This is a genomic window from Lacrimispora xylanolytica (genome assembly GCF_026723765.1).
Lineage (GTDB): Bacteria > Bacillota > Clostridia > Lachnospirales > Lachnospiraceae > Lacrimispora > Lacrimispora xylanolytica.
In genome coordinates this window covers 396,877-410,717 of the sequence record NZ_CP113524.1, presented here as the reverse complement: position 1 = coordinate 410,717, position 13,841 = coordinate 396,877, and the positions used below count along the sequence as shown (strand labels likewise).

General features: G+C 45.6%; 12 protein-coding genes. All 12 read right to left on the bottom strand.

The genetic code is table 11. From position 1 onward, the window contains the following. Positions 1–3: 3 nt before the first annotated feature. Complete coding sequence (locus tag OW255_RS01995) at positions 4–957, bottom strand: ABC transporter permease (RefSeq protein ID WP_268115451.1); 954 nt, start codon at positions 955–957, stop codon at positions 4–6. A 72-nt stretch (positions 958–1,029) separates the two neighbouring features. After that, complete coding sequence (locus tag OW255_RS01990; protein WP_268115450.1) at positions 1,030–2,661, bottom strand: ABC transporter substrate-binding protein; 1,632 nt, start codon at positions 2,659–2,661, stop codon at positions 1,030–1,032. A gap of 255 nt (positions 2,662–2,916) precedes the next feature. Continuing rightward, the gene (locus OW255_RS01985) at positions 2,917–4,557 is read right to left on the bottom strand and encodes a hypothetical protein (protein ID WP_268115449.1); all 1,641 of its coding nucleotides are present in this window, start codon (positions 4,555–4,557) and stop codon (positions 2,917–2,919) included. A 17-nt stretch (positions 4,558–4,574) separates the two neighbouring features. After that, a complete protein-coding gene (locus OW255_RS01980) occupies positions 4,575–5,528 on the bottom strand; it encodes an ROK family protein (protein ID WP_268115448.1) in 954 nt (317 codons plus the stop codon). Beyond that, positions 5,525–6,262 carry a phosphatase gene (locus OW255_RS01975; RefSeq protein ID WP_268115447.1) on the bottom strand — a complete coding sequence of 246 codons (738 nt, stop codon included), beginning with the start codon at positions 6,260–6,262 and terminating at the stop codon, positions 5,525–5,527. Before OW255_RS01975 ends, OW255_RS01980 begins: the two co-directional genes overlap by 4 nt. Positions 6,263–6,337: 75 nt before the next feature. After that, positions 6,338–7,030 carry an MgtC/SapB family protein gene (locus OW255_RS01970; RefSeq protein ID WP_268115446.1) on the bottom strand — a complete coding sequence of 231 codons (693 nt, stop codon included), beginning with the start codon at positions 7,028–7,030 and terminating at the stop codon, positions 6,338–6,340. A gap of 205 nt (positions 7,031–7,235) precedes the next feature. Continuing rightward, positions 7,236–8,012: a 5-deoxy-glucuronate isomerase gene (locus OW255_RS01965; protein ID WP_024837576.1), complete on the bottom strand. Its 777-nt coding sequence runs from the start codon at positions 8,010–8,012 to the stop codon at positions 7,236–7,238. Between the two features lie 27 nt (positions 8,013–8,039). After that, positions 8,040–9,053: an inositol 2-dehydrogenase gene (iolG, locus tag OW255_RS01960; protein ID WP_024837577.1), complete on the bottom strand. Its 1,014-nt coding sequence runs from the start codon at positions 9,051–9,053 to the stop codon at positions 8,040–8,042. Positions 9,054–9,083: 30 nt separating this feature from the next. Beyond that, positions 9,084–9,983 carry a myo-inosose-2 dehydratase gene (gene iolE / locus OW255_RS01955; RefSeq protein WP_268115445.1) on the bottom strand — a complete coding sequence of 300 codons (900 nt, stop codon included), beginning with the start codon at positions 9,981–9,983 and terminating at the stop codon, positions 9,084–9,086. A gap of 27 nt (positions 9,984–10,010) precedes the next feature. Further along, the gene (gene iolD, locus OW255_RS01950; RefSeq protein ID WP_268115444.1) at positions 10,011–11,939 is read right to left on the bottom strand and encodes a 3D-(3,5/4)-trihydroxycyclohexane-1,2-dione acylhydrolase (decyclizing); all 1,929 of its coding nucleotides are present in this window, start codon (positions 11,937–11,939) and stop codon (positions 10,011–10,013) included. A gap of 19 nt (positions 11,940–11,958) precedes the next feature. Beyond that, the gene (iolC, locus tag OW255_RS01945; protein WP_024837580.1) at positions 11,959–12,975 is read right to left on the bottom strand and encodes a 5-dehydro-2-deoxygluconokinase; all 1,017 of its coding nucleotides are present in this window, start codon (positions 12,973–12,975) and stop codon (positions 11,959–11,961) included. A 14-nt stretch (positions 12,976–12,989) separates the two neighbouring features. Further along, a complete protein-coding gene (locus tag OW255_RS01940) occupies positions 12,990–13,835 on the bottom strand; it encodes a class II fructose-bisphosphate aldolase (protein WP_268115443.1) in 846 nt (281 codons plus the stop codon). Between the last annotated feature and the right edge of the window lie 6 nt (positions 13,836–13,841).

Genomic DNA, 13,841 nt, shown 5'->3' with positions numbered 1-13,841 from the left:
TCATCACCCCATTTCCCGGATTCGCGGATCGATGAGGCAGTACAAAATATCCGACAGAAGATTACCAAGGATCACCAGGGTTGAGGACAATACCAGGATAATCATGACAATGGGGTAATCCAGGCCCTGAATGGCTTTGATAAAGTAAGGACCTACCCCCGGCCAGCCAAATACGGTCTCTGTGATAATGGCTCCGGTTACTAATAACGGCAATGCCATTCCAAGTCTTGTAACCACCGGAAGGAGTACATTTTTGCAGACATGCTTAAACATGATTTCCCGCTTGCTGGCACCAAAAGCCTGCTGCACCAGTACATAATCCTCAGAAAACTGAGTCAGAGTGGAGGAACGGACAAACTTTATGTTGGCAGGCAGAAAGGCAAATACAAGGGTGCTAAAGGGCATGATGTAATGCCTCATAAAATCAGCCACAGAGGCTTCCATACCAACGGAATTCATTCCAACAAAGGGAAGAAGCTTCAGCTTATATCCAAAGACAAAGATAAGGAGCATGGAAAACCAGAAGGAAGGAACTGCGATTCCAACGGAAGAAAAACCGTCAATCAGCTTATCTGCTGCCCGGTTTTTATGAGAGCCTGCCAAGAGTCCCAGCACAACGGCCAGAAAGTAAGCAGTAATATAGGCTGGAAGCACCAGCTTGAATGTATTCGGAATCCTGACGGAAAGATCCGCTGCAATGCTTTGCTTTGTCACAATAGAATATCCATAATTTCCATTCATCAGTCCGTCCAGCCAGCGGAAATACTGAATATAAAGAGGCTGGTCGTATCCGTACTTTGCCTTAATTAAATCAATGGTTTCCTGGGACATCCTGGGATTTGTCATGGCATCTATGGCATCGTATGGTGAAAAATGCATGAGGGTAAAGCACAGGATTGTGATGAAAAGGACCATGGGTATGGCTGTCAATATTCGTTTTAATATATATTTGGCCATGGAATTATCTCCTTATAAAAAGGGGCATTTGCCGCAGGAAATGAAGCAGCAAAAACCCCCTTTTTCAACGTTTTATTTGAGCTTAAGCTTGGAAGTATCTTCAAAGGTGTAAACAGGAACCAGCTTTGCATCCTCGATGCCTGTAACTCTGTCTGATACCACTAAAAGACGCTTATTGGAGTACAGCGGATAGAAGCAGGCTGTATCCTGTATTTTCTGCTGAAGCTTTGTATAGATTTCTTTTCTCTTTGCTTTGTCGGTTTCTTTCCGTCCCTGAGAGAACAGCTCATCGATCTCAGGATAATTATAATGCATGTAGTTAAAACCGCTTCCGCTCTCAAAGAGGCTGGTAAAGGTATCCGGGTCAATTCCCATGATATAACCGCCGAAATACATGTCGTATGCGTTATCTTCTTTTTTCATCTGCTGGCTCAGTGCAGTGGAATCCACGCCAGTTAAGTTTACTTTAATGCCAACCTTCTGAAGCTGTTCCTGAACAAGAATGGCAGTGGTTGACTGAATGCTGTCTGTTGCACTGTATGCCAGGGTAAGCTCAGGGGCCTTGTTGCCGGAAGCAGCCAAAAATTCTTTTGACTTTTCAAGGTCCTGACCATACTTTTCTACGTCCTCTGTAAAGAACTCACTGTTAGGAGGCATAAAGCTCCATGGCAGATCGTAGTTTGCCGCATCTAAGAAAATAGCGTCAGCAATGGCTTTTTTGTCAATGGCGTAAAGAACTGCTTTTCTTAAGTTCTCATCGGTCATACGCTTTGAATTCATCATCAGATAGCCGACACGGCCTTCCTGATAAGGATGAACGGTTAAGTTATTAGACTTTAAGTCCATCTGCTCTACCTGAGTAGGAGTTCCGATCCAGGCATCTACTTCACCGCTTTGAATGGCTGTTTTCGCTGTGTTTTCATTTTCAATGATCCGGTAAACAATGTTGTCAATAGCAGGTGCTCCCAGGAAATAGTTCTCATTCTTTGTGAACTTCACATAGGAACCTGCGGAGTACTCTGACATTACATATGGGCCTGTTCCAACCGGCTTAGAATTCACTTCATTGTTTTCAAAGCTGGTCACATTCTCATAAACATGCTTTGGCATGATGAAGATCTGGGAAATCATCTCCTCTGCTGCTGCATTGACAACTGGCATGGTAAAGGTAACGGTATAATCATCTACCTTGGCAACCTTAACGCTGCCTTCCGGGTAAACAAGCTGAGAGTAGGCCCAGCCCGCATTCTCTTCTTTTTCCATGGCATCAAAGGTAAATACTACGTCATCTGCTGTGAATTTTTCTCCGTCGGACCACTTTACATCGTCCCGTAAATGTACGGTATAGGTCAATTTATCCTCAGAGGGTTCCACGCTTTTCGCAAGGAAATAGTTGATTCCATCTGCGTTGTACATATATAATGGGGAATAAATCATTTTAATTGTCATAAGGCCAAAACGGTCGCTTGTTGTAATTACGTTTACATTCGCTCCCGGATCGCCTGCAATGGCATAGGTAAAGGTACTGTCTTCACCTGTCTTTGTTCCTGTTAAAGACTCACCTGCTTTTGTAGTCTCCCCTGCCGCACCGGAGGATGTATTATTTTCTGCGCCCGGATCCTTCCCGCCGCATGCGGTAAGCGCTCCAAGAACCAGCATGGAGGTCATAAGCGCTAACCCAATTTTTTTAAGTGATTTTTTCATAATTATCTCCTTTCATTTCTAGCCAACCCACGACGTATATGATAATCCAGAATCACTGGCAGCCGTCATCTACTAAAAAGTAAATTTATTATATACTCACTCCGGGTAATTTTGCAACTGGTTTTCGTTAATTTCCTATATTTTTCATATGTTTAAATGTTAATACAGGCATTGCAATCATAAAACAGGATTTACCTTGCAAAAATTCCGGTGCATCCCTGCACCGGAACCTTCTCCTTTATCTTTCTCCTGCCCTTACGCCTTGCGAATGGAAAACGTTCTTTCATAAGGAGTGTAATCATTAAAGTAAATGGTGAAGCCGGATTCGTTGATTTCTTCTCCTGAATAATGTCCCCCAAATTCATGGGTTCCATAACCAGGTCCCAAAAGAAGTTTTTGATTGCCGTGGATCAAGGTCACATCCCCATCTCTTAGCACCATGTCCTCTCCTTTTGCCCCACGCATATGGAAATGTTCATTCTCAAGAATACTTCCTGCCGGAATACAGATTTCAACCCGCAGCGGCACCTGATCCAGTCCTTCTGCCTTCACGCTGATTTCCATACCTTCAGAAAGCTCCTTTAAGGTTACAGTCATCTTAATTTCGCTGCTGTTTAAGAGTTCCCGCTTGGTATGATCCATCTTCCACCAGTCGTTGGTACTTTGTTTTTCACTAAAGGGAAGATAATACCAGCCCTTAGCCACAGATGTCAGGATGCACACGCCGTCCTTTTCCTCTATGGTCTGTGGAATGAAATTCCGAATATCGCAGTAGCTTTCCCCAATCTTTAAGTAAATCAGTGTCTCCTGGAACTTAAGAAAAAGGAAGGCACTCTTTCCTTTTAAAATACTGTAGCCATACTCCGGCGTTTTCCCACGGATAACCCCTGCCTCTTCAAAATGCTTATGATAGGTCTCAAGAAATCCATACCCCTTAAATTCATAATTCATCATAAAGTCGTGAAGCATAATAATATGAAGGCATTCCGGCGCCATGTCCCCACGTTCTGTATTATCCTTTATAATCTTATGGGCCGCACGGTCAAATACTTCCAGCCCTGTTTTTGCCGCCATATATAAATACTGGTAAAGGTACTTGTCCGGGTAATCTGCCTTGCCCTGATCCTGTCTTGTGGAATTCTGGGTAAAAATCGTATCATCAGGATCTATATAGTAAAGCATCATCTTTAAATTCCGCTCCACATAACCAAGATAGCTTTCGTCACCAGATTCCTCATACATAGCCATCATGGCATTGTTCACCACTGCATTATAATTGCCTGTGGAACGCTCCGCATATTCCCCTTCCTCGTTGCCGTCAATGCCCTCATTCAGATACTGTTTGGCACGCTTTATAAGCTGGCTGGAAAGCTCAGGATTTTCTTCCTTCACAAGATTTGCTCCCTGCATGAGAGCCGCTGTAATGCCCCAGCGATGATTGGGCGTATGAAAACCGCCTGTTAAAAGGGCTGTCAGTGCCTTTACAAGAACATAACGGTAGCCAGCCTTTAAGGAAACAAGCTCCTCATCTCCTGTGTATTTTAGGAACAGTCGGTAGGTGGCAATAAGACGCTTAAAGCAAAAAGAGGTATCCGGCGCTGATTTGAAATTACAGGAGGGGTAATCAAAGCTTCCATCTTCCCTCTGGCAGTTCTTAATAAAAATGATGGCTGCCTCCATGGCTTTTAACAGGCTTTCACTTTTATAATAACGGCTCTTTTCATTGAGATAAACGGACGCAGCATCTGCCATTACATAAATCGTAGGCTTTGCCTCTAAGATAGGGCGTTTCATTCCTCCAAAAAAAACATCTCTTTCGTCTTTTACCTGCAGGCTTAAAAATTGATCCACTCTCTGTTCTGCGGAACGGATCATATGTTCCATATATCGTTTCATCCTGATTTTCCTCTTTTCTACGATTCTAACAATGCCGCACCAATAAGGCCCGCGTCATTGTTAAGCTTTGCCACCACAATCTTTGTCCGGTTACGGGAAGTGGCAGCATAATCCTCCCGGTCAATCATCGCCTGGAGCGGCTTTAGTAAAAGCTCACCTGCCTTACTGATTCCTCCGCCAATGCAGATAAGCTCCGGCTGAAAAATATTGATTAAGTCTACCAGTCCAGTGCCTAAGTATTCAATGAACTGATGAAGCACCTGGTTTGCGGTATCATCTCCCTGCCTCACTCCGTCAAACAAGGTCCTTCCCTCTACCTGATTGATGTTCTTGCCGCACAGCTCCCACAAAAGGGACTGAGGGTTCTTTTCCATAGCTTGCCTTGTCTGTGCTACCAGAGCTGTGGCCGATGCATAATTCTCAAAGCAGCCCCGTCTGCCGCAGTTGCACTCGATTCCGTTCCGGTCAATAACAAAGTGTCCGAATTCTCCTGCCGCATAATTGACGCCGCGAAACAGCTTTCCGTCCAGTATGATTCCGCCGCCTACACCGGTTCCCAGAGTGACTGCCAGCATGGATCTGCTGCCTTTTCCGCTGCCTGCCACATATTCTCCCCAGGCAGCGGCATTGGCATCGTTATCAAACCGGATAGCCTTTCCCGGAAGCTCTTCCTCCAGCATGGCTACCATTGGCTCATCGTAAAAACCAAGATTATTGGCATATTCCACAATGCCAGTGTCCCGGTTCGCGGTTCCGGGCACACCAACTCCAACTGCTTTTATTTGATCCCATGATATCCCGCCAAGGTCTGCCACTTCCTTTGCAAGATCCGCCATATCCTTAACGATTTCACGGGCACTTCTTCCGCTGTTTGTAGGGATGGAAAGCTGCTTTAATAACGTGCCGTCTTCTCCTACCAGTCCTGCTGCGATATTGGTTCCTCCAAGATCGATTCCAACGTAATATCTCATATCCCCTGCTCCTTTAATAGATTTCTCCTTTGCAGCCATGCTTCCAGACGTTTCCCATCCTCATTTAAAATAAGCTCCTCCGGGAAATTGATTTGACGAAGCATTTCCAGGGCGTTATGGAACACGCCTACCAGCTTGCAAAAATGGGCATCTGAGTTTACAATCACGAAAACTCCATGAAGGGCGCACAGTCTGGCGATGTTCATGCAGTTTTCTACGGACTGCTTTCGCACATGAAAGGTTGCCTCATTGATTTCAACTGCCTTCTCATACCGCTTAAATTCAGGTATCACGCGCTCATAATCATAGGGGAAGCCGGGAGTCCCGCTGTGTCCGATGATATCCACCAGAGGGTTGGCAGCTATGGAAAGATAAGCACTTGTATGATCTTCTAGCGAGCCTGGAGATATGACCTCATTGTGAAAGGAGGCAATGGTATAATCCAGTCTGTTTCTTATGGTATCGCCGCTTAAGTCAATGCTTCCATTGTAATCTGTAATATTTAACTCCGCTCCCCGGTAGACCCGGATGCCTTCTACTATCTCAGGTATGGCCCTTAGATTTCTAAAATGTCCCTCCGGAGCTCCGTCATCGTTGGCCGGGCCGTGATTGCTGATTCCAACGTGGGTCAGCCCGGCCGCCTTTGCAGCCATAATATTCTCATAAACGGTGCTGTAGCCGTGTTTGCTCACATCCGTATGGGTGTGTAAATCAGCTGTCAGATGTTTTATCATTTTTATCCTGCTTTTTCCTGAATGTCTGGTTAACGTTTCTTATATTCCCCTGAAAAGAGGGCTTCAACCAGATGTTTAACCGTTAATGGATTCGATTCGTTTGTCTGCGGACCATTTAAGGATCAGGTCATTTTTCTCATATCCCGCTGGATAGAGAAGGTCCAGCTCTACCTTGGTGATGTCCTTTGATTTTCCGATTTTTACATTTAGCACACGAATCTTTTCTTCGCCTAACATATTAAAAAGATCTTTGACTAACGAGTCATAATTGGAGGTGCTTATCTTTAACATACTCCGGTATGGCTCCTTAGCTAAAAACGGCACATCGTGAAGTATGATCTGAGTGAAGATAAGAAGCAGACTGGCCCCTCCTCCCATATAATAGCAACCGGCACCGATGGCCATACCGACTCCTGCCGTTGCCCAGATACCGGCTGCTGTGGTCAGCCCGCTTACGGAGTTATTCTTAATGAAGATGACACCGGCTCCCAGAAAACCAATTCCGGAAACAATCTGGGCAGCAATTCTTGATGCATCAAAATTAGGAATGTCCCTGAATCCATACTTGGAGACCACCATCATGAGAGCAGCTCCCATAGCAACAATGGCATGGGTTCTCATTCCTGCTCCTTTGTAACGGCTTTTTCTCTCATATCCAATGAGATATCCGAATACCCCTGCCACAACAATCCTTAAAAACAAACTGGTCTGATAACCGAGTTCATACTTTTCGATTACCGCGGCCAGCATTTGTTGAACATGAATCATTACGATACCCCTTTTCTGTATAAAACTGTTATGTTATAAATATGCTACTAATTTAACATGTTTGATTGAAAACGTCAGCGCAGAATTTGCGTTTCTCTCTTCAATAACTATGCACTTTTTGTATTCGGCCTTTTTATGTAAAAGTTAAGACAAAATATGAAAAAGCAGAGAGATGCCTGATGGGACACAAGCATCTCTCCACTCTTTATTTTACGTCTTTGATCCAGTTGTATCTTGGATCGTCTACTCTGGTTGTCCAGGGATTCCCTGGAAGGTGGCGGATCATCCAGCAGTAATACATGGGGAATCCGGGTGCGGTTGTCTGGGGGTGGGTCTTTCCTCCTGGAATCTTCGCGCAGCTTCCGTCCTTAATCTTAAATGCCTCTTCGCCGATAAAGCAGGCTCCAAAGCCCTCTGGCCGTTCGTAACTATAGTAATATACCTCTGGCTGGGGATGCTCGTGGGGGGTGTAGCTGGACCAGCCGCCCTGATGGGTAATTACCTCTCCATTTACCATATTGGAATAAGGAGCATTGCTGTAGTCAAAGATGGTGCGGACCGTACGCTTCATTTTATTTTCCCATAATCCCTCACCAAAGATATCATTGGTGCAGTCACTGGGGCGGTAGAACACGCTTTCAAAGATGTTCTCATTTTCCGTGCACTGAACGAGAATCTGGCTGTCAGCCTTTGCAGATACCTTCACTGACATTCCCTTGCATACATGAAGACAGTAAGGGCCTTCCTCAATGAGGCTGGTACGCGTTCCGCTCTCTTCCTTCCCTTCCCAGGAAAAGGTGACTTCTCCCGTAAGAAGAAGGACTGCCATCTCATTCTGGGAATAGGCAAAGGTACGTTCCTCTCCATTTTTTAATTCATAGACAGCAATGTCCATTAACATATCATTGTTCGCATCACCGGCTTTGCAAAGGACTTTAATTCCGTCCTTGTCAAATTCCGGGTAGCTGAATAATTCGCTCATGAAAGCTCCTTTCTCCCTTTGTGGCTCTTACATTGTGATTTCTGATATCTTAACTGGTCTGTGTTCTTCTACGGATTTCTTTGCTGCGATTCCCATAAGAACTGGCTTTAATCCGTCTAATACACCAAGAGGAGTATCTGTATTATGTTCAATGGCATCGATGAAGCAGTTCACTTCTTTTGCAAAGGACTGCATGTAACGCTCTAAGAAGAAGTAAAGCGGCTTTTCACCAGTCACACCGTCAGCGGTGCTTAAAACAGCACTGGATTCTGTGTCATTGGAGGTTGCTACCATACCCTTGGAGCCAAATACTTCCGCTCTCTGGTCATAGCCGTAAACTGCCTTTCTGGAGTTGTCGATCACAGCGATTGCACCATTTTCCATCTTAATGGTAATGACTGCGGTATCCACGTCGCCTGCTTCTCCAATGGCCGGATCAACGAGGACTGCTGACTGCACATAGATTTCTTCTGCATCGCAGCCTGCCAGGAAACGTACCATATCAAAATCATGAATGGTCATATCAAGGAACATACCACCGGAAACAGCTGCATACTCTGCACTTGGCGGCTCTGGATCTCTGGAGGTCACCTTGATGATATGAGGCTCACCGATTTTACCTGCTACCACTGCATTTTTAACTGCTTCAAAGTTATGGTCAAAGCGGCGGTTAAAGCCAACCTGGTATTTTACCTTGCTGTCCTTTAATGCATCAATGACTTCTTTGATTTTATCAATGTCATGGTCAATTGGTTTTTCGCAGAATACATGCTTTCCGGCTTTGATTGCTTCCACAGAAATTGGGGAATGGGTGTTGGTGGAAGAACAAATAAGTACAGCATCAATGTCCGGGTCAGCTAAAATTTCCTTGTAATCCTTGGTGGTATGAGAAACGCCCATGCTCTTTGCCCACTCGGCTGTTTCTTCGTTCATAAATGGGTCGGCAATGGTCTTGATGGTTGCGTTTTTAACAATATTGCAGATGCTAGTAGTATGAACCTTTCCGATTCTTCCTGCTCCAATAATTCCTACGGTTACCATAATTTTCTTCTCCTTTTATTGTTTGATGGATTAAAGACCAGTTTTTTCTGCGATGAATTTTCTTGCATTGATGGCGTATTCTAATGGGTTAGCCTTTGCTGGATCCTGCTCTGCCTCAACCACCATATAGCCTTCGTAGGAAGCGTCCTCTAATACCTTAAAAATGGGATCAAAGTTTACGCAGCCATCTCCTGGAATGGTAAAAGCACCGGCTCTCACACCTGCAAGGAAGCTCATCTTCTCATCTCTTACCTGCTTTACTACTTCAGGACGGATATCCTTTAAATGTACATGCTTGATGCGGTTCACATACTTTGTGACCATTTCCACCGGGTCCTCGTCACAGTAAGCAAAGTGTCCGCTGTCAAATAAGAGGCTCACGTATTCCGGGTCAGTGCCTGCCATCATGCGCTCTACTTCTTTGGCACTCTGAACAACGGTTCCCATGTGATGGTGGAAGGTAAGGGCAACGCCGTATTCCTCTTTGGATACCTTTCCAAGACGGTTCAGTCCGTCACATAAGAGATCCCATTCCCTGTCATCCATCTCATGCTTTCCTTCAAAGACCGGCTGATCCTGAATTCCCTGGGTGCTGTAGCTCTGTTCTGAGACCCCTACTACCTTTGCGCCCATGGCTGCGAGAAATGCCACATGCTTTTTAAATTCTGCTTCTGTCTCTTCGTAAGGCTTGCTGATTAAGAAGGTGGAAAACCATGCGTTGCAAATCTCTACCCCTCTTAAATTAAGCGCCTTTTTTAAGACCTCTACATCTCTTGGATATTTATTTCCTACCTCAGAGCCTGTAAACCCAGCCAGTGCCATTTCACTGACACACTGCTCAAAGGTATTCTCCCCTCCAAGATCTGGAAGATCATCATTGGTCCATGCGATTGGTGCGATTCCTAATTTTACTTTCTCCTTGTTTAACATATCGGTATCCCTTCCCTGTTATATTATTTAATACCGCCTAGCTTTCCCGCGGTTTTCCATCAGATTTTCATACGCTTTTTGCTGCCCTTCGATTCCTGTTACACTTGCAAGGCCCACATTCCACCAGGACTTGTAACCTTCTGTCATGGTCTTTGGGAGAACCTTGATGTCAATTAAAGTAGATACGGTCTGCTTCTTCGCATCGGCAATCGCTTCCTTTAATTCTACCAGTGTTTTAGCTGTGTAGGTCTTGACCCCATATCCTTCACAGACCTTGGCATAATCCACTGGGATCAGTCCGCCGTTTAGGTTTCCATCTTCGTCACGGTAACGGAATTCTGTGGCCAGGTTTCCGATTCCGTTTGACATCTGGAGATTGTTGATACAGCCAAAGCCGCAGTTGTCAAACAACAGAACATTGATCTTCATGCCTTCCTGCAAAGAGGTTGCAAGCTCACTGTGAAGCATCTGGAAGCTGCCGTCGCCGCACATGGAGTATACCTCCTGGTTTGGAGATGCCATCTTGGCTCCCAGACTTGCTGCGATTTCATAGCCCATACAGGAATAACCGTATTCCATGTGGTAGGCATCCTTTTGATCTGTGGTCCACATTCTCTGTAAGCATCCCGGAAGACTTCCAGAAGCACCGATGACAATGGCATCGGGATCAATTTCTTTACGGATTAAGGAAAGTGCTGCTGTCTGAGTAATCACACCGCCTGTAAGCTCCACAAATTCCTCGATGGATACTGGATTTCTGGCTTTCACGATTGGCTCAAAATCATCGTCATAGCAGTAGTTACTAAGGCGTTCCATCTCTTCGTCCCAGGCTTTCTTTGCTTCCTCGATTTCACAATTATAAGCCGATATATAGCCCTTTTCCTTCAGGCTCTTAGAAAGAACCTCAAGGGCTGCCTTGGCATCTGCCACCACAGGAAGGGAATCCATTTTGTAAGCATGGAATCTGGAAATATTAATGGAAGCTATCTTCACCTCTGGATTCTTAAACTGGTTCTTAGAGCCAGTGGTAAAGTCAGACAAACGGCTTCCCACAGAAATAATTAAATCCGCTTCTTCTGCAATGGTGTTTGCAGATAAGTTTCCGGTAACCCCAAGACCGCCAAGATTATAAGGGTGAGAAGACTTACAGGCACTTTTCCCTGACTGAGTCTCCGCAAAAGGAATGCGGAAGGTCTCACAGAATTTCATCAGCTCTTCCCCAGCCTCAGAATATCTCACACCGCCGCCGCAGATGATCATAGGCTTTTTGCTGCTTACAATCATAGCAGTCAAGTCTTTTAAATCAGCCTCTGTAGGCACCGGACGGGAGATTCTGTGAACCCGTTTTTCAAAGAAATAATCCGGGTACTCATAAGCTTCTCCTTCTGCATCCTGAGAAAGAGCCACACATACCGCACCTGTCTCAGCCGGATCTGTGAGGACACGCATGGCGTTTATCATGGTTGACATCAGCTGCTCCGGACGAACGATACGATCCCAGAACTTACACACAGGACGGAAGGCGTCATTGGTGGTGATGGACGGGCCGTAGCTCTGCTCTAACTGCTGCAGCACCGGATCCGGCTGTCTGGTTGCATAAGTATCTCCTGGAAGGAGAAGAAGAGGAATGTTGTTAACCGTGGCACAGGCTGCTGCTGTTACCATATTGGCAGCTCCCGGTCCGATGGAGGAAGAACAGGCAATGATTTTTTTCCGGTTGTTCTGTTTGGCATAGCCTGCTGCCACATGAGCCATTCCCTGCTCATTCCGTCCCTGATATACCTTTAAGCTTCCTGGATTCTCGTCTAAGGCCTGACCCAGACCTACTACGATACCGTGACCGAAGATGGTAAAGACTCCTTCTACGAATTTTGTTACTTCTCCATCCCGTTCCACATACTGGTTATCCAGGAACTTTACCAAGGCCTGTGCAACCGTCATTTTGGTGTACCCCATAACACGTTGTCTCCCTTCTTTATGCTCTGGCGATCATTTCGCCGTATTTTTCCTTGCTTTCTTTGATGAATGCACGAACCTCATCCGGTCCCGGAAGATCCTCGGAACAGGAGTGGCTGGCTACCATCATGGCTGCTTCCGCGCTGCCAAATTCCAGACAGTCGATCATCTCCCAGCCTTCAAACAGCCCATATAGGAAACCGGAACCATATCCGTCACCGCCGCCAAAGGATTTTAAGGCTGTGACAGGGAATGGCTTGATGCTGTAGCTGTTGCCGTCATTTGTATAAGCGGTGGAGCCTTCCTTGCCATGCTTAATGATGACAATCTTAGCCCGCTCCTTATGCCATGCTGCTGCACTCTCCTTATCGGAGCGGCCTTCCTCAATGAGGCGTTCTGTTAAGTTAAACTCTTCTCTGGAGCCCATGATAATATCCGCTTCCTTTGCTACCATGGAATAGTAGATGGAAATCTCATCTTCACTGACCCAGTTATAGGGGCGGTAATCAATATCAAAAATAATAACTGTGTTGTTTCTCTTAGCCAGCATTACCGCCTTAAGAGCTGCTTCTCTTGAAGGACTCGCTGCCAGGGAGGTTCCTGAAATCAAAATTGCTTTCGCATTCTTTATATATTCTTCATCAATATCCGCCGGACTTAACTGTAAATCGGCAATGCAGTTGCGATACATTAAGATACTGCTTTCTGTTGGAGATAAAATCTCTGTAAAGGTCAGGCCGATTTTCTCTCCATGCTCACAGCGGCGGATTCTGGTTACGTCAATTCCTTCTTTCTTGAAAAAATCTGTAACAAAGTCCCCGAACTGGTCGTCAGACACTCTTGCAAAGAATCCTGCCTTTAATCCATGTCTTGACACACCGACAGCTATGTTTGCCGGAGAACCGCCCACATACTTTTTAAATGTGGTGCACTCTGCTAAGGGATGGAAGTAATCCACCGGGTTAAAATCAACTGCCACTCTGCCCAGCAGGACTAAATCCATAGGTCTCTTTTCATCAAATGTTATATACTGCATGCTTTCCCTCCTGATTACAGCGGCTCTGCACAGTTAAAAATGCGGATATGCTGTGTTACATTATCATAAACTCCCTTTACCATTGCTTCATTTAGGCCAAAATAATCATGCTTTCCTTCCCTGTCCAGATAGTTGATTGCCTCTCTGGTCAGGCTGTCAAAGCTTGCGGTGGCAATGTTTATTTTCCTAATACCAAGGGATATGGCTTTTCTAAAATCCTCCGGTGTAATTCCGGTTCCCCCATGAAGCACCAAAGGTACACTGGTTATCTTATCAATGGCCTCTAATACATCAAAGGCTAATCGTGGTGCCACGGGATAATTGCCATGGGCATTGCCAATGGCAACAGCCAATGCATCCACTCCCGTCCGTTCTAAAAAGACTTTGGCATCCTGTGGGTTGGTGCAGCGGATTCCTTCATCGGTTTTGCCATCCTCACTCCCCCCCACCAGACCGAGCTCCGCCTCCACGGTTGCGCCGTATTTCTTCGCTAAGTCAACTGCCTGCAAGGTCATTTCTATATTTTCTTCAAAAGGAAGAGTGGAGCCGTCCATCATAATAGAAGTAAACCCATAGGCAAGTGCCTGAGAAAGTACTTCCAGGGATTTCCCGTGATCTAAATGAACTGCAATGGGAACGGAGGATTTCTTTGCTGCTTCCACCATCATAGGCCCCATGAGAGCCAGGGGAGAATGAGGAAGCCTGACTTCCGCTATCTGTAAAATGACAGGGGTATTTAAGTCCTCTGCTGCTTTCACAGCTCCCTTTACCATCTCAAGATTCCCCACGCTGAAGGCTCCCACGGCCCGGTTTTCTTCCTTCGCCTGTAAAAGCAATTCCTTCATCTTTACTAATGCCATACTCTT

Coding starts and splice junctions, on each gene's coding strand:
- OW255_RS01995 (WP_268115451.1), bottom strand. CDS start 957: ATGGCCAAATATATATTAAAACGAATATTGACAGCCATACCCATGGTC.
- OW255_RS01990 (WP_268115450.1), bottom strand. CDS start 2,661: ATGAAAAAATCACTTAAAAAAATTGGGTTAGCGCTTATGACCTCCATG.
- OW255_RS01985 (WP_268115449.1), bottom strand. CDS start 4,557: ATGAAACGATATATGGAACATATGATCCGTTCCGCAGAACAGAGAGTG.
- OW255_RS01980 (WP_268115448.1), bottom strand. CDS start 5,528: ATGAGATATTACGTTGGAATCGATCTTGGAGGAACCAATATCGCAGCA.
- OW255_RS01975 (WP_268115447.1), bottom strand. CDS start 6,262: ATGATAAAACATCTGACAGCTGATTTACACACCCATACGGATGTGAGC.
- OW255_RS01970 (WP_268115446.1), bottom strand. CDS start 7,030: ATGATTCATGTTCAACAAATGCTGGCCGCGGTAATCGAAAAGTATGAA.
- OW255_RS01965 (WP_024837576.1), bottom strand. CDS start 8,012: ATGAGCGAATTATTCAGCTACCCGGAATTTGACAAGGACGGAATTAAA.
- iolG (WP_024837577.1), bottom strand. CDS start 9,053: ATGGTAACCGTAGGAATTATTGGAGCAGGAAGAATCGGAAAGGTTCAT.
- iolE (WP_268115445.1), bottom strand. CDS start 9,983: ATGTTAAACAAGGAGAAAGTAAAATTAGGAATCGCACCAATCGCATGG.
- iolD (WP_268115444.1), bottom strand. CDS start 11,939: ATGGGGTACACCAAAATGACGGTTGCACAGGCCTTGGTAAAGTTCCTG.
- iolC (WP_024837580.1), bottom strand. CDS start 12,975: ATGCAGTATATAACATTTGATGAAAAGAGACCTATGGATTTAGTCCTG.
- OW255_RS01940 (WP_268115443.1), bottom strand. CDS start 13,835: ATGGCATTAGTAAAGATGAAGGAATTGCTTTTACAGGCGAAGGAAGAA.